Annotated in this window: 20 protein-coding genes, 1 tRNA gene and 1 riboswitch; of the genes, 17 read left to right on the forward strand and 4 right to left on the reverse strand. The window is 64.9% G+C overall.

The genetic code is table 11. The features are described from left to right. Positions 1–233: 233 nt before the first annotated feature. From rpiA to trmB, 14 genes are all read left to right on the forward strand, one after another. Positions 234–1,016, forward strand: coding sequence for a ribose-5-phosphate isomerase RpiA (rpiA, locus tag V7Q53_RS17110; protein ID WP_333829930.1), 783 nt, complete (start codon positions 234–236; stop codon positions 1,014–1,016). A 10-nt stretch (positions 1,017–1,026) separates the two neighbouring features. Beyond that, positions 1,027–2,388, forward strand: a complete 1,362-nt coding sequence (gorA, locus tag V7Q53_RS17115) for a glutathione-disulfide reductase (protein WP_333829931.1) — start codon at positions 1,027–1,029, stop codon at positions 2,386–2,388. A gap of 134 nt (positions 2,389–2,522) precedes the next feature. Continuing rightward, on the forward strand, positions 2,523–3,662 hold the full coding sequence (gene hflK, locus V7Q53_RS17120; protein WP_333829932.1) for an FtsH protease activity modulator HflK: 1,140 nt from the start codon (positions 2,523–2,525) through the stop codon (positions 3,660–3,662). Beyond that, positions 3,662–4,684 carry an SPFH domain-containing protein gene (locus tag V7Q53_RS17125; protein ID WP_333829934.1) on the forward strand — a complete coding sequence of 341 codons (1,023 nt, stop codon included), beginning with the start codon at positions 3,662–3,664 and terminating at the stop codon, positions 4,682–4,684. Before hflK ends, V7Q53_RS17125 begins: the two co-directional genes overlap by 1 nt. 70 nt (positions 4,685–4,754) lie before the next feature. Next, complete coding sequence (locus tag V7Q53_RS17130) at positions 4,755–5,219, forward strand: hypothetical protein (protein WP_333829935.1); 465 nt, start codon at positions 4,755–4,757, stop codon at positions 5,217–5,219. A 121-nt stretch (positions 5,220–5,340) separates the two neighbouring features. Beyond that, positions 5,341–6,708: a tRNA (N6-isopentenyl adenosine(37)-C2)-methylthiotransferase MiaB gene (gene miaB / locus V7Q53_RS17135; RefSeq protein WP_333829936.1), complete on the forward strand. Its 1,368-nt coding sequence runs from the start codon at positions 5,341–5,343 to the stop codon at positions 6,706–6,708. A gap of 271 nt (positions 6,709–6,979) precedes the next feature. Then, positions 6,980–7,525: an OmpA family protein gene (locus tag V7Q53_RS17140; protein ID WP_333829937.1), complete on the forward strand. Its 546-nt coding sequence runs from the start codon at positions 6,980–6,982 to the stop codon at positions 7,523–7,525. A gap of 16 nt (positions 7,526–7,541) precedes the next feature. Then, positions 7,542–7,856, forward strand: coding sequence for a hypothetical protein (locus V7Q53_RS17145; protein WP_333829938.1), 315 nt, complete (start codon positions 7,542–7,544; stop codon positions 7,854–7,856). A gap of 239 nt (positions 7,857–8,095) precedes the next feature. Further along, on the forward strand, positions 8,096–9,097 hold the full coding sequence (locus V7Q53_RS17150; protein ID WP_333829940.1) for a PhoH family protein: 1,002 nt from the start codon (positions 8,096–8,098) through the stop codon (positions 9,095–9,097). A 9-nt stretch (positions 9,098–9,106) separates the two neighbouring features. Further along, entirely contained in the window at positions 9,107–9,661 is a 555-nt protein-coding gene (ybeY, locus tag V7Q53_RS17155) for an rRNA maturation RNase YbeY (RefSeq protein ID WP_333829941.1), read from the forward strand. Continuing rightward, positions 9,661–10,560 carry a transporter associated domain-containing protein gene (locus tag V7Q53_RS17160; protein ID WP_333829942.1) on the forward strand — a complete coding sequence of 300 codons (900 nt, stop codon included), beginning with the start codon at positions 9,661–9,663 and terminating at the stop codon, positions 10,558–10,560. Before ybeY ends, V7Q53_RS17160 begins: the two co-directional genes overlap by 1 nt. A 30-nt stretch (positions 10,561–10,590) precedes the next feature. Beyond that, complete coding sequence (gene lnt, locus V7Q53_RS17165; protein ID WP_333829943.1) at positions 10,591–12,162, forward strand: apolipoprotein N-acyltransferase; 1,572 nt, start codon at positions 10,591–10,593, stop codon at positions 12,160–12,162. Beyond that, positions 12,161–12,208: riboswitch (SAM-SAH riboswitch) on the forward strand. (Overlaps the previous gene by 2 nt.) 8 nt (positions 12,209–12,216) lie before the next feature. After that, positions 12,217–13,401, forward strand: coding sequence for a methionine adenosyltransferase (gene metK / locus V7Q53_RS17170; RefSeq protein ID WP_333829945.1), 1,185 nt, complete (start codon positions 12,217–12,219; stop codon positions 13,399–13,401). 179 nt (positions 13,402–13,580) lie between these two features. After that, the gene (trmB, locus tag V7Q53_RS17175; RefSeq protein ID WP_333829947.1) at positions 13,581–14,279 is read left to right on the forward strand and encodes a tRNA (guanine(46)-N(7))-methyltransferase TrmB; all 699 of its coding nucleotides are present in this window, start codon (positions 13,581–13,583) and stop codon (positions 14,277–14,279) included. Between the two features lie 193 nt (positions 14,280–14,472). On the opposite strand, the gene V7Q53_RS17180 is transcribed toward trmB, so the two are convergent. Both V7Q53_RS17180 and ssb read right to left on the reverse strand, forming a co-directional pair. After that, positions 14,473–14,546: transfer RNA gene (locus V7Q53_RS17180), tRNA-Gly, on the reverse strand. Between the two features lie 87 nt (positions 14,547–14,633). After that, positions 14,634–15,167 carry a single-stranded DNA-binding protein gene (gene ssb, locus V7Q53_RS17185; RefSeq protein WP_333829949.1) on the reverse strand — a complete coding sequence of 178 codons (534 nt, stop codon included), beginning with the start codon at positions 15,165–15,167 and terminating at the stop codon, positions 14,634–14,636. A 236-nt stretch (positions 15,168–15,403) separates the two neighbouring features. Here ssb and V7Q53_RS17190 point away from each other — a divergent pair, with 236 nt between their 5' ends. Then, a complete protein-coding gene (locus V7Q53_RS17190; RefSeq protein WP_333829951.1) occupies positions 15,404–16,006 on the forward strand; it encodes a lytic transglycosylase domain-containing protein in 603 nt (200 codons plus the stop codon). 90 nt (positions 16,007–16,096) lie between these two features. Here V7Q53_RS17190 and V7Q53_RS17195 read toward each other — a convergent pair whose 3' ends face one another. Both V7Q53_RS17195 and miaA read right to left on the reverse strand, forming a co-directional pair. After that, positions 16,097–16,933 (reverse strand): AraC family transcriptional regulator, encoded by an 837-nt coding sequence (locus tag V7Q53_RS17195; RefSeq protein WP_333829952.1) that lies wholly within the window; start codon positions 16,931–16,933, stop codon positions 16,097–16,099. Between the two features lie 130 nt (positions 16,934–17,063). Beyond that, a complete protein-coding gene (miaA, locus tag V7Q53_RS17200) occupies positions 17,064–17,963 on the reverse strand; it encodes a tRNA (adenosine(37)-N6)-dimethylallyltransferase MiaA (protein WP_333829953.1) in 900 nt (299 codons plus the stop codon). A gap of 150 nt (positions 17,964–18,113) precedes the next feature. On the opposite strand from miaA, the gene pyrH reads away from it, so the two are divergent. Together pyrH and frr are read left to right on the forward strand one after the other, a co-directional pair. Then, positions 18,114–18,839: a UMP kinase gene (pyrH, locus tag V7Q53_RS17205; protein WP_333829954.1), complete on the forward strand. Its 726-nt coding sequence runs from the start codon at positions 18,114–18,116 to the stop codon at positions 18,837–18,839. A gap of 119 nt (positions 18,840–18,958) precedes the next feature. Then, complete coding sequence (gene frr / locus V7Q53_RS17210; protein WP_333829955.1) at positions 18,959–19,522, forward strand: ribosome recycling factor; 564 nt, start codon at positions 18,959–18,961, stop codon at positions 19,520–19,522. The last annotated feature ends 10 nt before the right edge of the window (positions 19,523–19,532 follow it).

Below are 19,532 nucleotides of genomic sequence, written 5' to 3' on the forward strand. Positions count from 1 at the left end.
TGCCCCCTCTGGGCCTGCGGCCCATTCACCCCCGCGTATTTCCGGCAAGATGAAACCGCACGTCGGGGCTTTGAGGGGGCTGAGGCGGCGGGACCGGAGCCGTGGGCAGTGACGGCGACAGCGATTTTGTGCAATCCGGGTTTCGGCGCGAAAAAACGCCCCGGTTCCCTGTGACAATCCCCGGCAACTGTTGTAACACGCGCCCAGCCCGCGCAATCAGGAGACCTTTCGCCATGGCTCAGCATCTCACCCCGATAGACCGCGCTAAATTTGCCGCCGCGCGGCGTGCGGTTGATTGTGTCGAGGACGGTATGAAACTGGGGCTGGGGACCGGCTCTACCGCTGCCTGGATGGTGCGCTGTCTGGGTGAGCGCGCGCGCGAGGAAAACCTGCGCCTGACCTGTGTGCCCACCTCGGCGCGTACCGCCGAACTGGCCCGCAGTCTTGGGCTGAAGGTGGTCAGCCTTGACGAGGCGGGCTGGCTGGACCTGACGGTGGACGGGGCGGACGAGTTTGACGGTGATCTGGCGCTGATCAAGGGTGGGGGCGGGGCGCTTTTGCTGGAAAAGATCGTGGCCACCGCCAGTGACCGGATGATCGTGATCAGCGATGCGTCAAAGGAGGTCAAGGCGCTGGGGGCCTTTCCGCTGCCTGTCGAGGTGATCCCTTTCGGCTGGAAGGCCAGCAAGCTGCTGATCGAGGAGTTGCTGGGCGGCATGGATGTCATGGGCACCGCCGCCACGCTGCGCATGAACGGCACGCAGCCTTTCACGACCGACGAGGGCAATTATCTGCTGGACCTGTCCCTTGGCCGGATCGGCAATCCGCGCCAGCTTTCGCTCGCGCTCAACCAGGTGCCGGGCGTGGTGGAGAACGGGCTTTTCATTGACATCTGCGATGCCGTCGTCGTCGGCTATGCCGACGGGCGGGTGGAGATGCGCGACCCGATCGCGGGGACAGTGGTGGAAGAGCGTATTGTCTTCGTTGAATCCGACAATATTTTCCGAGATCTCTGAGGGCGTGCAGGTGACATTCGACTACGATCTTTTCGTTATCGGCGGCGGTTCAGGCGGTGTGCGGGCGGCGCGGATCGCAGCGTCGGAGGGCGGCGCCCGGGTTGCCATGGCCGAGGAATACCGCATGGGCGGCACCTGCGTCATCCGTGGCTGCGTACCCAAGAAGCTGATGGTCTTTGCCGCCGGGCATGGCGCCACGCTTGAGGAGGCGCGCGCCTATGGCTGGCAGGTGGAGGCGACAGGCTTTGACTGGCGCGCCTTTCGCGCAAAGCTCGATGCCGAACTGACGCGGCTGGAGGGGGCCTATACGCGCAATGCCGAAAACGCCGGGGTGGAGATTTTCCACCAGCGCGCCACGCTGGCCGACCCGCATACGGTCTTGCTGGCCGATGGGCGCCGCCTGACCGCCCGCCATATCCTGATCGCCACCGGCGGCACACCGTTTGTGCCGCCCGAGTTTGACGGGCAGGGCGCGATGACCTCGAACGAGGTCTTTCTGATGGACGAACTGCCCGGCACCATGCTGATCATCGGCGGCGGTTTCATTGCCTGTGAATTCGCCTGCGTCCTGCAGGGGCTGGGCGTTGCGGTCACGCAGATGTATCGCGGCGCGCAGATACTGCGGGGCTTTGACGATGACCTGCGCCACACCGTTGCCGCCGAGATGGGCGCGCAGGGCGTGACGCTGGAGGTGGGCACCGATCTGGTCTCGCTGGAGCGGCTGCCCGATGGCCGCTATGCCGCCAGCGACACGAATGGCGGGCGGCGGGAATTCGACCGGGTGCTGTTCGCCACCGGCCGGGTGGCCAACACCGGTGGGCTGGGGCTGGAGGCTGCGGGTGTCGCGCTGCAAGAAAACGGCGCGGTCAAGGTTGACGGGTGGTCACAGACCAATATCCCCTCTATCTATGCCGTGGGCGATGTGACAGACCGCATTCAGCTGACGCCGGTGGCCATCCGCGAGGGCCACGCCTTTGCCGACACGGTTTTCGGTGGCAAGCCCACGCAGGCCGATCATGCGCTGGTCGCCAGTGCCGTCTTTACCCGGCCCGAGGCCGCGACGGTGGGCCTGACCGAGGAAGAGGCGCGCAGGGAAGGGCCCGTGAAGATCTTCATGACCAGCTTCCGCCCCATGCAGACGGCCTTTGCCGGGGGGACATCGAAGGTGATGATGAAGCTGGTTGTCTGCGCCGCCAGCGACCGTGTTCTGGGGTGCCATATCGTCGCACCCGGCGCGGCCGAGATGATCCAGTTTGCCGCTGTCGCGCTGAAGATGGGCGCGACAAAGGCCGATTTCGACCGGGTTGTCGCGGTGCATCCGACCATGGCCGAAGAGATCGTGTTGTTGCGCAAACCCGTGCGCGAAGGCTGAAAGCGCGTGTCTGGTTCCATCAAAAGGGTGCGACTTTGGCGCATTGGGGGCCGATTAGGCTTGAAACCCGGGGCGATGTAGCCAATTCAGAACGATGACAGTCAAAACTGACATAATAAAATCAAGGAGAGGCCATGTCTGGCAATAGTGGAGGGCCATGGGGCGGCGGTGGCGGAAACCGCGGCTCTGGTGATCGCGGTTCTGGTGGGAATGGTGGCGGCGGTGATCGCGGCCCCGGCAATCAGGGTCCGCAGATCCCGGAGATTGACGATCTGGTGAAAAAAGGCCAGCAGCAGCTGAAGGTGCTGATGGGCGGCCGCGGTGGCGGCACCGGCGGTGGCCGGGGTACGGGCGGGCCGGGGATCAGCGGGCGTGGTGTGGTCATCGGCCTCATCGGTCTGGTGGTGCTGTGGCTTTTCGCCTCGTTCTACACGGTCCGGCCGGAAGAGCGCTCGGTCGAGCTGCTGTTCGGGCAGGAATACCGCATCGGCCAGCCGGGCCTGAACTTCGCGCCCTGGCCCGTTGTGCGCGCTGAAATCGTGCAGGTGACAACCGAGCGGGTGACCGAGGTAGGTACCGGGCGTTCGGCGCTTGATACCGGCCTGATGCTGACCCGCGACGAAGCCGTGGTGGATATCGAATTCCAGGTTGTCTGGAACGTTGCCGACCCCGCGCGCTTCCTGTTCAATCTGGCCGACCCGTCGAACACGGTGCGGGCGGTGGCTGAATCGGCGATGCGTGACATTATCGCGCGCTCGGAACTGTCGCCGATCCTCAACCGTGACCGTGGTGCGATTGCTGCTGACCTGCGGCAAGCGGCGCAGGGTACGCTGGACAGCTACGAATCCGGGATGAACATCATCCGGGTCAACTTTGACAAGGCCGACCCTCCGGGCGAAGTGATCGACAGCTTCCGCGAAGTGCAGGCCGCCCGGCAGGAGCGTGACCGGCTTGAGCGTCAGGCAGATGCCTATGCCAACCGGGTTCTGGCTGCCGCGCGCGGTGAAGCCGCGCAGGTTCAGGAAGAGGCCGAAGGCTACCGCGCTCAGGCGATCAACGTCGCCCAGGGTGAGGCCAGCCGCTTCCTTGCGGTCTGGAACGAATATGTCAACGCGCCCGAAGTTACGCGGCGGCGGATGTATCTTGAAACGATGGAAGTTGTTCTGGGTGGCATGCACCTGACAATTCTTGACAATGTGACCGGCGAGAACGGTGGCACGGGCGTGTTGCCCTATCTGCCGCTTGACCAGTTGCGCGCACGGGGGACCAACTGATGAAAAAGCTGACGCTTCTTATCCCCGCCGTCGTGATCCTTGTGGCTATCGGCCTTTCGGCGCTGTTCATTGTCGATGAGCGCGAGAATGTGCTGGTGTTGCAGTTCGGACAAGTCAAACAGGTCCGTACCGAGCCCGGTCTGGGTGTGCGCATTCCCTTCATTCAGGAAGTTGTGCGCTACGACTCGCGCATCCTTGGCCTGCAGTCGCAGCCGCTTGAAGTCACCCCGCTGGATGACCGCCGGCTGGTGGTTGATGCCTTTGCGCGCTGGCGCATCGTTGACGTGGAACGGTTCCGGCAGGCTGTCGGCACCGAGGGCGTGCGCGCGGCACAGGTGCGTATCGAGCGCATCCTGAACGCGGCGATCCGCGAGATTCTGGGTTCGGTGCCCTCGGGTGCCGTTCTGTCCGAAGACCGGACCGGGCTGATGAACCTGATCCGCGATCTGGCGCGGCGTGAGGCTGTGACGCTGGGTGTCGATGTCGTTGACGTGCGGCTGACCCGCACCGATCTGCCGGACCAGAACCTTGCCGCCACCTATGCGCGGATGCGCGCAGAGCGTGAACGCGAGGCAGCCGACGAAATCGCACGCGGTAACGAGGCCGCGCAACGGGTGCGCGCGCTGGCAGACCGGACGGTGGTGGAGCTGGTCTCTTCGGCCCGCCGCGAATCCGAGATCATCCGCGGTGAGGCTGATGCCGAGCGCAACCGGATCTATGCCGAAGCTTTCGGGCAAGACCCCGAATTCTTCAGCTTCACCCGGTCGCTGACTTCCTATGAGCGGGCGCTGACCGGCGAGAACACCTCGATGGTGCTGAGCCCGGACAGCGAGTTCTTCCAGTTCCTGCGCTCGGACGGGATGAACCTTGAAGGGGTGCAGCCCGGTGCCGGGCAAACGCCTGCCGCCGCGCCCGAAGCGGCCCCTGCCGCAGAGGAAGCCCCCGCGACGGAGGACGCCCCTGCCATGGAGGCGACACCAGCGCCGGAACCTGCGCCGCAGGCCCCGGCAGCCACCGACTGACCTTCGACACATTGCGCGCCCGGCCTTCCGGGCGCGCTTTTTCTTGTGCGCTTTCCTGTCAGGGCCCGCCATGTCCGATATCCAGCTCCGCAATGCCGCAACCGGCCTGACGCTTGAAAAGGGCGAAAAGGTTCTGACCGAGCTGCGCCCGGACCGGGGCCGCTACTGGCGTGACCATGCGATTCTGGCGCTGCTGGGTATGGCCGGGGCAGGGATCGTGCTGTGGTTGCTGGGGTCTGATCATGTTGCCATCGGCTCCTTGGGGGCAGTGCTCGCGCTGGGTGTACGCGGGCTTTATCTGGCCTCGGAACAGCTGAAATCGGTCTGGGTGCTGACGGACCGGCGGCTGGTGCTGCCCGGCGGGCGCTCGGTGATGCTGCTGGAGGTCGAAACGGTCCGCAAGCTGATGGGCGATATGCAGATCATCACCCGCACCGGCGACAAGCACCTGCTCAAACATATCGCTGACCCGGATGCCATGCTGGCGCTGATCGGACAGGCCCGCGACCGGCGCGCCAAACGCACCCGCAGCTGAAGCCCGGCCTGCAGGGGCAGAGCGCCGGAAAATCCCGTCTTTCGGCTGTGGCGGGCTTGGCGTTGCGGGCGGGGACGGTTTTCGATACATGCGGGGCAACCCTACCGGCAGGACCCTTCCCATGACCGCCACCACAACCGCCCCAAAATCCGCCTCCAAATCCGGCCCACGCAAGCTTTTCATCAAGACCTATGGCTGTCAGATGAATGTCTATGACAGCGAGCGCATGGCCGAGGCCATGGGCGCCTCGGGTTATGTGACGACCGACCGGCCGGAAGAGGCCGACATGATCCTGCTCAACACCTGCCATATCCGCGAGAAGGCCGCCGAAAAGGTCTATTCCGAGCTGGGGCGGCTGAAGCCGCTCAAGGATGCCAACCCCGAGCTGAAGATCGGCATTGCCGGATGCGTCGCGCAGGCCGAAGGGGCCGAGATCATGCGCCGCGCGCCCGTGGTCGATCTGGTGGTGGGGCCGCAGACCTATCACCGGCTGCCTGCGATGGAAGCTGCGGTGCGTCAGGGCGCGCGCCCGGTCGATACCGACTTTCCCCAAGAGGACAAGTTCGATCATCTGCCGCGCGGTCCGCGTGGGGGCCCGCGTGCCCGCCGCGCCCCGGCGGCTTTCCTGACGGTGCAGGAAGGCTGCGACAAGTTCTGCGCCTTCTGCGTGGTGCCCTATACCCGGGGCACCGAGGTCAGCCGCCCCGCCGAACGCCTGCTGGCTGAGGCGCGCGATCTGGTTGAGCGCGGGGTGCGCGAGATCACCCTGCTGGGCCAGAATGTGAACGCCTATCACGGCGCCGGCCCTGACGGGGACTGGTCGCTGGCACGGCTGATCCGCGCGCTGGCCGGGATCGATGGTCTTGCGCGCCTGCGCTACACCACCTCGCATCCCAATGACATGAGCGAGGATCTGATCGCCGCCCATGGCGACGAGCCCAAGCTGATGCCCTATCTGCACCTGCCGGTGCAGTCCGGGTCTGACCGGATTCTGAAAGCCATGAACCGCAAGCACCGCGCCGAGGATTATCTGCGCCTGATCGCGCGTCTGCGCGCCGCGCGGCCTGATCTGCTTCTGTCGGGCGATTTCATTGTGGGCTTCCCCGGCGAGACCGAGGAAGATTTCAACGCGACGATGGATCTGGTGCGCGCGGTGGGCTACGGGCAGGCCTATTCCTTCAAATACTCCTCCCGCCCCGGCACGCCGGCGGCCGAACGCCCCGGCGTGGCTGACGAGGTGATGAATGAGCGCCTGCAACGCCTGCAGGCTCTGCTGGGCACGCAGCAGCGCGCGCATCAGGAAGCCATGGTGGGGCGCGAGGTGGGGGTTCTGTTCGAGAAGCCCGGGCGGATGGAAGGGCAGATGGTGGGCAAGTCAGACCATCTGCACGCGGTTCATGTCACCGACGCTCAGGCGCAGATCGGCACCGTTATGCGGGTCAGAATCACCCAGAGCGGCCCGAATTCTCTGGGCGGGATTCTGCTCTGAGCGGGTGAGCGGGGCGTGTCCCGGCCCGCTGCAGAGGTGCCTTTGACGAAACAATTGGAAGTGCGGGGCCGAATTGCGGTGCAATGGAGGGAATCACTCTTCCAATGCGTAACGGATTTGCTAATGTTTCCCAGTCGCTAGGGGCCATCGCCTGCCCGGTTTCCGTTTCTGCCACGGGACATGGGTGTACAGAAGGTCTGGCCCGCGCCTCTGGGGGAAAACAATTAAAAGGACGATGGCTGTGGTAAGATTTATTTCCAAAGCTGTTCGGATGCTTGCTGGTGCCGCTGCCACGGCGCTTCTGGTGGTCGCTCTGACCCCGACGGATGCATCTGCGCAGCGTCAACGCACGATTGTCGGCGAGCGCTACGTGCCGACCATCTGGATTGATCCGGACGGATGCGAGCACTGGGTGCTCGATAACGGGATCGAAGGGTATATGACCCCGAACCGTACACGCGACGGTCGCCCGGTCTGCCATCGCACCAATGCCTGCCTTGTCGAAAGCACGGATACGCTGTTCGCCACCGGCAGCCACCGGCTGCGCAGTGGTGCCGAAGAGCGGCTGGCGGGTTTCTTCCGCACCAACGGCTCCACGGCCTTTGTGGTCTATGGCCATACCGATCCGCGCGGCGGGTTCGAGTATAACATGCGTCTGTCGGAAAACCGCGCGCGCACCGTGGCCAATGTCGCCATCCGCAACGGCGGCAGCGTCTCGGCTGTGCGCGGCTTTGGTCCGATGCATCCGGTGGCCTCGAACAATTCCGCGGCCGGCATGGCCCAGAACCGCCGTGTTGAAATTCTGTGTGTCCGCTGAGACCGGGGGAAAAACAATGAAAACCATCAGAACCATCCTGCTTGGCGTGGCAGTGCTGTCGCTGGCCGCCTGTGCCGGGGGGCCGGAGGGCCGCTTTGTCGAGATCAACCCCGAGGACAACACCTCGGACCGGCATGCGGGCACGCCGAACCATCTGTCTCATGTGCGCGATGCCGGTATCTGGGTTGACCCGCATGGCTGCGATCACTGGATCATCGACGAGGGGGTAGAGGGCTTCATGTCTGCCCGGCTTGACCCCTATGGCAACCCGGTCTGCTCGGGCATCGCGCCGCCGACCATCGCCGTGGGCCGCTACCGCCGCGGCACCTGATCGCGCGCATCCGGCATGAGACCAGCGGCGGCCTTGACGGGCCGCCGCTTGGCATTTGGGGCAGGCCCGCCCAGATGTCGCATTTCTGCATCGGGTCTGCGCAAGATTTGGCGTATCTTGTTAAGCTTGTATGAAATGACCATATCGAAGCTTGCCAGCGGCCCACTCTGTTGGCAGCATGAACCCCGGGGCCCGGCAACGTGCCCCTGAACAGGCGACCTCTGGCTTAGGAGTCCTTATTGGGCATCAGCGCGCTGACACCCCCGCTCACCCCCGGCGATCCGCTGCAAACGCAACTCGAATTCGCTGATAATCGCATTCTTATAGATCTTTGCGGCGAATATGACCGCAACCTCGCGCGGCTGGAGCATGAGCTTGGCGTGCAGATCATCCGCCGCGGCAACCAGTTGTTCATCATGGGCGAAGCCGCGCTGCGCACCCGCGCCGCAGAGACGCTTGAGGCGCTGTATGCGCGTCTGGCCGAGGGCAGGCCGCTGGACGCAGGTGATATCGACGGCGCCATCCGCATGGGCGGTGACCCGCTGGCGGGCGAAAAGCAGCTGGAGATGTTCCGCACCGGCCAGATCGAAATCCGCACCCGCAAGAAGCATGTCATCCCACGCACCAAGGCGCAGCAGGATTACGCGCGCGCCTTGTTCGAGGATACGCTGAACTTCGGGATCGGCCCGGCAGGCACCGGCAAGACCTATATCGCGGTTGCCGCAGCCGTGAACATGTTTGCCGAAGGGCATGTGGACCGCATCATCCTGTCGCGCCCCGCCGTCGAGGCTGGCGAGCGGCTGGGCTTTCTGCCCGGTGACATGAAGGAAAAGATCGACCCCTACATGCAGCCGCTCTATGACGCGCTGAATGATTTTCTGCCCGGCAAGCAACTGGCCAAGCTGATGGAGGAACGCCGCATCGAGATTGCGCCGCTGGCCTTCATGCGCGGGCGGACGCTGGCCAATGCCTTTGTGGTGCTCGATGAGGCGCAGAATGCCACCGAGATGCAGATGAAGATGTTCCTGACCCGTCTGGGTGAGGGGTCACGCATGGTGATCACCGGCGACCGCAGTCAGGTGGACCTGCCACGCGGCATGACCAGCGGGCTGACGGCGGCGGAGCGCATTCTGGAAGGGGTGAAGGGGATCAGCTTTTCCTATTTCACCTCGGCCGATGTGGTGCGCCACCCGCTGGTTGCGCGGATCATTCAGGCCTATGAGCGTGACGAGCAGTCGTGACGCCCTCACATGCCGGTTGAGCTGAACACCGAAGAGCCGCGCTGGGGGGACCTTGCGCCGCTTGCCGGGCGTGCTGTGGCGGCGGCGCTGACCCATCTGGGCCATGATCCGATGCTTCATGAGGTGAGCGTTCTGGCCTGCGATGACGCCCGCATCCGCGCGCTGAACGCGCAGTTCCGCAGCAAGGACCGGGCAACCAATGTGCTGTCATGGCCCGCCTGGGATCTGAGCAGCGAGACGCCCGGCGCACTGCCCGAGCCGCCCGAACCCGGCACGCAGGCAGAGCCCGAGCCGCTGGGCGACATGGCGCTGGCCTATGAGACCTGCCAGCAGGAGGCCATTGCGCAGGGCAAGACGGCGGAGGATCATGTCACGCATCTGATCATCCATTCGGTGCTGCATCTGCTGGGCTATGACCACGAGCATGAGGAAGATGCGCAACTGATGGAAGAAACCGAGGCAGAGATACTTGCAACTCTGGGCATTGCTGACCCATATGCTACACTTGACGGCCCGCCTGACATGCAGGCAGGCCCCTCTGACAGTGATATCGGAAAGGACTGATGAACGATTCCCAATCCGGCTCTGAGGCGGCGCGAAGCGCGCCTGACGAGTCCGACCCTCCGTCCGACAGTAACGGCCAACGTGGCCTGATCGGTCGTCTGATCTACGCGCTGGCCTCGCCTGAATCGCACGCAGAGAAGGATCAGGCATTCAACGCCAGCATGCGGCAGGTTCTGCCCGGGCTGACCAACCTCCGGCGCCTGCGGGTCAATGATGTGGCCATCCCCAAGGCCGAGATCGTGGCCGTGCCGGTCGATATCGCCCGCGAGGACCTGATCACGGTGCTGCGCGACAGCGGCTTTTCCCGCATTCCGGTTTATAATGAGACGCTCGACAAGCCACTGGGCCTGTTGCTGCTCAAGGATCTGGTGTTGCGCCACGGCTTTGATGTGACGCAGGGCGAGATTGATCTGGCGCCGCTGCTGCGCCCCATCCTTTTTGTCCCCCCCTCGATGCCGCTGGTGGTGCTGCTGCAGAAAATGCAGACCGAGCGCACGCATATGGCGCTGGTGATCGACGAATACGGCGGGGTGGACGGGCTGGTGACCATCGAGGACCTGCTGGAGCAGGTTGTCGGCGAGATTGATGACGAACACGACACCGAGGATGAAGGGCTCTGGATTGAAGAAAAGCCTGGTGTCTGGCTGATTCAGGCGCGCGCCATGCTTGAGGATGTCGAAAAGCTGCTGGATCTGGACCTGACCGCCGGCGTGACCGACGAGGATGTCGATACCCTTGGCGGGCTGGTCTTTGTGCTGCTGGGCCGGGTGCCGGTGCGGGGCGAGATACTTCCCCATCCCGCCGGTGTGGAGATCGAGGTGCTGGAGGCTGATCCGCGCCGCGTGAAGCGGCTGCGGCTGCGGCTGGGCGATCCGTCCGGTCCGGAAGCCAGGGACTGACGGGTGACGGGGGCGCGGCGGCGATCGGCGATGTTCCTGCGTGCGCCGGTCCTTTGGGCCGCGTTGGCCGGGTTGGCCAGCGCGCTGGGTCAGGCCCCGTGGGGGCTCTGGCCCGTAACGCTGCTGGCAATCGCGGTGGTGATGCTGAGCGTCGCCCGCGCCCCCGGCCCGCGCAGTGGCTTCTGGCGCGGATGGGCGGCGGGGGCTGCCGGGTTCGGCCTTGCCATGGTCTGGATCATCGAGCCGTTTCTCATTGAACCCGAGCGCCACGCCTGGATGGCGCCTTTCGCGCTGATCCTCATGGCGGCGGGGCTGGCGCTGTTCTGGGGCGTCGCGGGGGCCTTTGCCGTCTGGGCGGCGCGCGCGCCTGTCGCGCGGCTGTGGCTGTTCGCGCTGGCGATGCTGGCGATGGAAGCATTGCGCGGCTATATCTTTACCGGCCTGCCATGGGCGCTTCTGGGCCATGTCTGGATTGACACGCCGGTCGCCCAGCTGGCCGCGTTTTCAGGCGCGCTGGGGCTGAGCGCGCTGGCGCTGGGCCTTTCAGCCGGGCTTGCCACGCTCGCACTGCGGGCACAGCGCGGGCAGACGCGGCGCGCGGGCTTTGTGGGCGTGGCGCTGGTGGCGGTTTTAGCCGTGGGCTGGGGCGGGGGGATGGCGCGGCTGAACGCGCCGCTGCCCGAAGACCGGCCCTTGCGGCTGCGCCTTGTCCAGCCCAACGCGCCGCAGGATATGAAATGGGAACGCCATTTCGCCGAGATGTTTTTCTATCGCCATCTGGATCTGACCGCTGCACCGGCCAGCGACGGGCGCGCGCCCGATCTGGTGATCTGGTCGGAAACCTCGGTGCCGTTCTTTCTGGACAACCCGATGGACGGGCTGCGCATGGCCGCCGAGGCCGCGGGCGACGCAACACTGATCCTGGGTATCCAGCGGCGCGAAACGGGGCCGGGCGACCGGATGCAGTACTTCAACAGCCTTGCCGTGCTGGATGAGACCGGCGCGCCAACGGCGGTTTACGACAAGCATCATCTGGTGCCCTTTGGCGAATATGTCCCGGTGCTGGGCCAGTTTGCCGACCGGCCCGGCATGGACTGGCTTTCAGGCTTCGCCGCGCAGGCGCTTCTGGGCTATGCCCCGGGGGCGGGGCCGCGCGTTCTGAATCTGGGCGCAGCCGGGCGGGTGCTGCCGCTGATCTGCTATGAGGCGATCTTTCCGCGCCATCTGCGCGGCACTCCGCGCCCGGACTGGATATTGCAGATCACCAATGACGCATGGTTCGGCGAATGGATCGGCCCGTTTCAGCATCTGGCGCAGGCGCGGCTGCGCGCCATCGAGCAGGGCCTGCCGCTGGTGCGCGCGGCCAATACCGGCGTGTCGGCGGTGATCGACGCGCGCGGGCAGGTGGTGCAGGCGCTGGGGCTCAACCAGATGGGAACTGTCGATTCCGACCTGCCGGGCGCGCTCGACTCCACGGTTTATTCACGTTTTGGCGACAGGCTGTGGCATCTGCTGCTGCTGGCCGGGGTCTTCGCGGCTCTGGTGCGACGTTTGCGTGAAAAACGATTGACGCGGGGCGCGCAGCGGGCTAGCCGCGTGTGATCTGTCACAACGGCTTCCTGACGTGGCAGTTAATTGCAATGGAGCGCTCTCAACATGACTCGGCAGAATTACATTTTCACCTCGGAATCCGTTTCCGAGGGGCATCCTGACAAGGTCTGCGACCGCATCTCCGATGCCGTTCTGGACTATCTTCTGGCCGAGGACCCCAGCGCGCGCGTCGCCTGCGAAACCTTTGCCACCACCGGGCTGGTGGTGATCGGCGGCGAAATCGGCCTGCCGGAACGCGACGGCCGCCCCGGCTCTGAACGGCTGAAGGATGTGATGGGCCGCATCGGCCAGATCGCGCGCGACTGCATCAAGGACATCGGCTATGAGCAGGACAAGTTTCACTGGAACACCTGCCATGTGCTGAACTTCCTGCATGAGCAGTCGGTCGATATCGCCCAGGGCGTGGAGCGCGAAGGGGCGGGCGATCAGGGGATCATGTTCGGCTATGCCGTCGACGAGACGCCCGCGCTGATGCCCGCGCCGATCCAGTATTCGCATGCGATCCTGCGGCGGCTGGCCGAGGCGCGCAAATCCGGCGAACTGCCGATGCTGGGGCCGGATGCCAAAAGCCAGTTGTCGATCCGCTATGCCGATGGCAAGCCGGTCGAGGTGATGCAGCTGGTGATCTCGCATCAGCATCTGGACGCCTCGCTGAGCAGCGCGGATGTGCAGGCCATCGTGCGGCCCTATGTCGAAGAGGTTATGCCTGAAGGCTGGGTGAACGGCGGCACGGAATGGCACGTCAACCCGACCGGCAAGTTCCTGATCGGCGGGCCGGACGGTGACGCCGGGCTGACCGGGCGCAAGATCATCGTCGATACCTATGGCGGTGCCGCACCGCATGGGGGCGGCGCCTTTTCGGGCAAGGACCCCAGCAAGGTGGACCGCTCTGCTGCCTATGCTGCGCGGTATCTGGCCAAGAACGTGGTGGCTGCCGGGATGGCGAAACGCTGCACGCTGCAGATTTCCTATGCGATCGGCGTGGCGCGGCCGCTGTCGATCTATGTGGATACCCATGGCACGGGCGTTGTGCCCGATGAGGTGATCGAGCGGGCAGTGGCAAAGGTGATGGACCTGACGCCGCGCGGCATCCGCGAACATCTTGGGCTGGACCGTCCGATCTATGCCCGCACCGCGGCTTATGGTCATTTCGGCCGCGCTCCTGAGGCCGATGGCGGGTTCAGCTGGGAACGGACCGACCTGGCCGATGCCCTGAAAAAGGCGGTCTGACACCGCATCAGGCCGGCGCGCGCAGCCTCGGGGGCATCGAACCCCCGAGGCGGCGTTGCCACGGACTGTCGGGACGGATGGTTTGCTGGTCCGAAGGTCAGCGGGTGCGCCGGGGGTTGCATGACGCCGCTGCAATCGCGTAACCCGCCGTCATTGCTGCCGAGACATGTTGGATGCCGATGACCAGACCTTCTTTCCCTCCCCCCGCCAAGCGCAATTTTTACGGCCGCGTGCATGGCAAGACGCTGCGCCCGAGCCAGAAGCAGTATCTGGCCGAAGATATGGAGGCGGTGCGGCTGCGCGGTGTCTCGCGCGCCGAAAACCCTTCGCGCGCCCCGCTGGACCTGTCGGTTCTGCCCGGCGACGGCCCGCTGTGGCTGGAGATCGGTTTTGGCGGCGGCGAGCATATGGTGCATATGGCGCAACGTTACCCGCAGGTGCGCCTGATCGGCTGCGAACCTTTCGTCAACGGAATCGCCATGGCACTGGGCCGTATGCGCGATGCCCCGGTGCCGAACCTGCGGCTGCATCCCGGTGATGCCCGCGATCTGTTCGATGTGCTGCCAGAGGGTTGTCTGGAGCGGGTTTTCCTGAATTACCCGGACCCATGGCCCAAGTCGCGCCACCACCGCCGCCGCTTTGTCACGCCCGAGCATCTGTTGCCGTTGGCGCGGTGTTGTGCACCGGGTGCGGAATTCCGGGTTGCGACCGACATTCCTGATTATGTGCGCCAGACGCTGGTGGAAGTGCCGCGCGCCGGTTTCGCGCTGGTGTCACAGGGGGCTGTCGCCTGGGAGGACTGGCTTTCCACGCGCTACGAGAAAAAGGCGCTACGCGAGGGCCGGGTGCCGCACTATCTGACCTTCAGGCGGAGCTGACAACGACAAGCCGCCGTGTTGCGGGGGGCGCGGTTTAAGGTCAGTTTGGCGGGAAAAGGAGGGTAGGGGCGTTCTTCGGGATTTTCTGGCCGAAATTGCCCCTTAATGCCCGAATGTTCTCTTTCTGAATCGCTGCTTCGCGATGATGCCGCCAGGCATCGCCTTGATTTAACAAAATAATTTTGGATTTTGTTGGAGCGGGTAGCGGGAATCGAACCCGCGCGTTCAGCTTGGGAAGCTGACAGGCTACCATTACATCATACCCGCCTGTGCGCGCGGGTCTAGCCGGGGCGCGGCGCAGCGTCAAGAGGCTGCGGGCCGCGCCCTGAGCGTAAACGCGCTGCGCTGAAACACTCAGAACGGAATTTCGTCATCCATGTCCGATGCGCCACCGAAACCGCCATCGGACGAACCGCCGCGCGCGCCACCGCCACCGCTGTAGCCACCGCCCTGGGAATCGCCGCCATAGCCGCCGCCGCCGCTGCCACCTCCGAAGTTGCCGCCACCTGCGCCACCACCACCGCCGCTGTCGCCGCCGCGCCCGTCAAGCAGCGTCAGGTTGCCGCTGAAGGGGCGCAGCACAACTTCGGTCGAATAGCGGTCGGCGCCGCTCTGATCCTGCCATTTGCGGGTTTCAAGCTGGCCCTCGATATAGACCTTGGAGCCCTTGCGCAGATACTGCTCGGCAATCCGGCCCAGCGGTTCCGAGAAGATGGCGACGGAATGCCATTCGGTCCGCTCACGTTTTTCACCCGAAGCCTTGTCGCGCCATGTCTCCGATGTGGCGATGCGCAGGTTGACGACTTTGCCACCGTTGGGAAAGCTGCGCACCTCAGGGTCGCGGCCAAGATTTCCGACGATGATGACCTTGTTGACTGACCCTGCCATGCGCTGCTTCCTTTTCCCGGTGTCGTTCCGAATCTGATTGCCCTCATGCCTACACCACGCGATCAGGGTTGAAAATTGGTTAAAGCGGGTGGCCGCCCATCGGGGCGGGTTCTGAAAGCCCGCAATTGCGGATGACTTGGCCTGCGCGCCATTCGGCGCTATAGTCCCGCCGTTGCACAATCCCGCCACTGCGCGGGGCGCGCAATACAGGCAGCGAAATTTGGGAAGGCTGAAGCATGATCCGGCAGGGCGGGGCAGTGGTGGCGCTGGTGGTTGCGGCGCTGGTCGCGGGCGCGGCGGATGCGAACGGGTTGCGGCTGGGTTCGGGCACCGCAGGCGGGCGCAATGACGTGATGCGCAACCAGACCCGGCTGATCGATTCCCGGCTTTCCTCGCAATATTCGGCCTCCACCCGGCATCTGCCGCCCTCGGCGCAGGCCGATGCGGCCATTCCGGTCTATCGCGGCACCTATCGTGGCCCCTATCTGGACCTCGCCCGCGCCGCCGCGCGCCGGCACAATGTGCCCGAAGAGCTGTTCTTGCGGCTGGTGCATCAGGAAAGCCGCTGGAACCCCACCGCGCTGTCGCATGCCGGGGCGCGCGGACTGGCGCAGCTTATGCCGGACACGGCCCTTTTGCTGGGCGTCAACCCCGATGACCCGCGCCAGAACCTTGAGGGGGGCGCGCGCTATCTGCGCATGATGTTCGAGCGGTTCGGCGACTGGCGGCTTGCGCTGGCGGCCTATAATGCCGGGCCGGAAGCGGTGCAGCGCCATAACGGCATCCCGCCTTACCGCGAGACCACCGATTATGTGCGCATCGTTCTTGGGGCTGGCTGAGTGGGGGAAGGGGGCTTGTCACGCCTCCTCCCGTCTGCGGCCATTCACCCCCGAGGATATTTTCAGACAGAAAATGAACTGAGCGCCGCTTTACAGGCGGGGCACGACCGGGCCATGGCCGGGTTTCTTGCGGAAGGCTGAGGGGGTCATTCCGGCGGTTTTCTGGAAGGCGCGGGTGAAATAGCCTGCCGAGTTATAGCCCAGAAGCTGTGCGATCTGGTTGATCGGCATGCGGGTTTCTGTCAGCAGGCGCCGGGCTTCGAACAGGATACGGTCTTCGAGCAGCATATGCGCGCTGCGCCCGCAGGTGGTGCGGCAGGCGCGCGTCAGATGGGTGGCCGTCACGCCCAGCACCCCGGCATATTCGCTGACCGACAGGTTGGAGCGGTAATCACGCTCAAGCAGCGCCGAGTAGCGCGCCGCCAGCCGCTGTGCGGCCAGTGGGCGGCCGGGCAGCACGTCTGTATTGTTCTCGCGCTCGATCTGGCGGTCGATCCAGACACTGAGCAGGCCCAGATGGTGGCGCGCGGCGCGCGGTGCGCTGGCGCGGGTGCTCTCGGCCTCGCGCTGGATGTTTTCAAGCGTCGAGACCAGCTCCTTTTGCGAGATCGGATCGCGCGGGCGCAGGAACTGCGGCGTGGCGGGCAGGTCCAGATCATGCTTGCGCCCGAAGAACACCGCCGTGCCCTGCACACGCGGCGCAATCTCGAACCCATGCATGACGCCGGGCGGGATGAAGATGGCATTATGCGGGCCGTAGCCGCGCGTGGTTCCGGCTACGGTGATCCGCCCCTGACCCTGCGTGAACCACAGCAACACCGGCTCGCGCAGCGAGCGCATCGCCTCCACCCGCCAGCGGCCACCGGCCGCAAGGCGGGCGATGGGTGTCAGGCGCAGGGCCGAGGGGGCGTCAGGGATGATTGTCATGGCAGACCTTCTGGCGGGTGATTATGGCCAGCGTAGGAAACCAAAGGGGGCAATCCCAAGACATTTCACCACTTTCGCGCCACAAAACCCGGCTTCGCACAGGTTCGTTGCAGAAAGGTGACTCGGGCTTTCAGGGCAGATCGAGCCTTTGCCACGCTTTCATCCGGCTGCGGAACCAGCTGCGCTGGCGCTTGGCATACTGGCGCGTGGCAAGTGTTGCGTCGGCCTCGGCCCTCTCCAACGATATGTGGCCCTGCAGATGCGCAATCAGTTCAGCCGCGCCGATGGCACGGGTCCAGAGCGGGGCTGAGGGGGTGCCTGCATCCGCTGGCCAGTGCGGCAGCGCGGCGCGGGCCTCCTCCAGCGCGCCGCCTTGCAGCATCGCCGCGAATCGGGCGGTGATTCGGGTGTTGAGCCATTCGCGCGCGGGCATCAGAACCAGCGCGGTGGTGGTGTTGAGGGGCAAAAGCGGCGGACCGGTATCCTCCTGCCAGTCGGCAAGGCCGCGCCCGGTGGCCATCAGCACCTCCCAGGCGCGTTGCAGCCGGGCGGGATTCTGCCGGTCGATGCGCGCGGCGGTCCGCGCGTCCAGCCCGGCGAGCAGCGCTTCGGGCCCGCTGTCACGCACAAGCGCATCGGCGCGCGCGCGGATTTCCGGCGGGGTGTGGGGGATGGTTGCCAGCCCCTCGGTCAGCGCCGACAGATACAGCCCGGTGCCGCCGACGATCACCGCATTGGGGTGGCGCGCCAGCAGGGGGGCCACTTCGCGCAGCCAGTGACCCACCGAATAGGCGGCGCCCTTGGGCACATGGCCGTAAAGGTGGTGGGGCGCCTGCGCCAGATCGGCCTGCGGCGGGCGTGCGGTCAGCACCGACCAGCTGTCATGAACCTGCAACGCATCGGCATTGATCACCACGCGGCCCTGCATCGTGGCAAGCTGAAGGGCGAGCGCAGACTTGCCGCTGGCGGTCGGCCCGGCGATGAGCACCGGGCGCGCAGGATCGGGCAGAGTGAGCGGCAGAGTGAGCATGATAGCGCCGGATCAGAGGGCAGGGACGAATTGACGTTGAACCCGGCCCCCGTTTGCGACATTTTGCGCGCGAATGAAACCACTCCCATTGGCTGCCCGTCTGCCCGACCTCTTGCGTGGTCGCCTGGACAGAGGCAGGGAAAGGCCCCGATGACTCATACCCCCCCCGCCTCGTATCACCGCGTCATGCTCAAGATATCCGGCGAGGCCCTGATGGGGGATCAGGGATACGGGCTGCATCCGCCCACCGTCCAGCGCATCGCGCAGGAGGTGAAGTCGGTGCATGAGATGGGTGTCGAGATCTGTATGGTGATCGGCGGGGGCAACATCTTTCGCGGACTGGCAGGCAGCGCGCAGGGGATGGAGCGCACCACCGCCGATTACATGGGCATGCTGGCAACCGTGATGAACGCGCTGGCCATGCAATCGGCGCTGGAAAGCCTGGGTGTGTTCACCCGCGTGATCAGCGCCATTCCGATGGACCAGGTCTGTGAGCCCTATATCCGCCGCCGCGCGGTACGCCATCTTGAGAAAAAGCGCGTCTGCATTTTTGCTGCGGGCACCGGCAACCCCTATTTCACCACCGATACCGCCGCCACGCTGCGCGCCAATGAAATGGCCTGCGAGGCGATCTTCAAGGGTACCAAGGTTGATGGGGTCTATGACAAGGACCCCAAGAAACACGCCGATGCCAAGCGCTATGATCTGGTCACCTATGACGAGGTCCTGCAGAAGAACCTTGGTGTCATGGATGCTTCGGCGATTGCGCTGGCGCGCGACAACAATCTGCCCATCATTGTGTTTTCGCTTGACGAACCGGGCGGTTTTCGCGGCATTCTGCGCGGTGAGGGGACTTATACGCGCGTGGAGGGCTAAGCCCGCGTACCGCATTGCGGTGGCAATCCGGCGAGGGCCGGTATAAAACCTGTTGATAGCCCGCGCTGCCCCGGTCCGGGCTGGCCACCGCCACGACAACCAAGACGAGAAGCACCACCATGTCCGACGAACCCGAAATCGACACCGACGATCTGCAGCGCCGGATGGAGGGCGCGCTGAATTCCCTGCGTACCGAGTTTTCCAGTCTGCGCACCGGCCGGGCCTCGGCGTCGATGCTGGAGCCGATCCAGGTGGAATCCTATGGTCAGATGACCCCGATCAATCAGGTCGGCACCGTCAACGTGCCCGAGCCGCGCATGGTCACCATCAATGTCTGGGACAAGGCGATGGTGAGCAAGGTTGAAAAAGCGATCCGCGAAAGCGGTCTGGGCATCAACCCGCAGCTCAACGGCACCATCATCATGCTGCCGATCCCTGAGCTGAACGAAGAGCGCCGCACCCAGCTGACCAAGGTTGCCGCCGGATATGCCGAACATGCGCGCGTGGCCATCCGCAACGTCCGCCGCGACGGGATGGACCAGCTGAAAAAGGCCAAGGCCGCCGGCATGAGCGAGGACGAGCACAAGATATGGTCCGAGGAAGTGCAGGAGCTGACCGACAAATACATCGCCCAGATCGACAAGTCGCTGGAGGCGAAGCAGGAAGAGATCATGCAGGTCTGATCGCGCGGCC

Source organism: Pararhodobacter sp. (genome assembly GCF_036802785.1).
Taxonomy (GTDB): domain Bacteria; phylum Pseudomonadota; class Alphaproteobacteria; order Rhodobacterales; family Rhodobacteraceae; genus Pararhodobacter.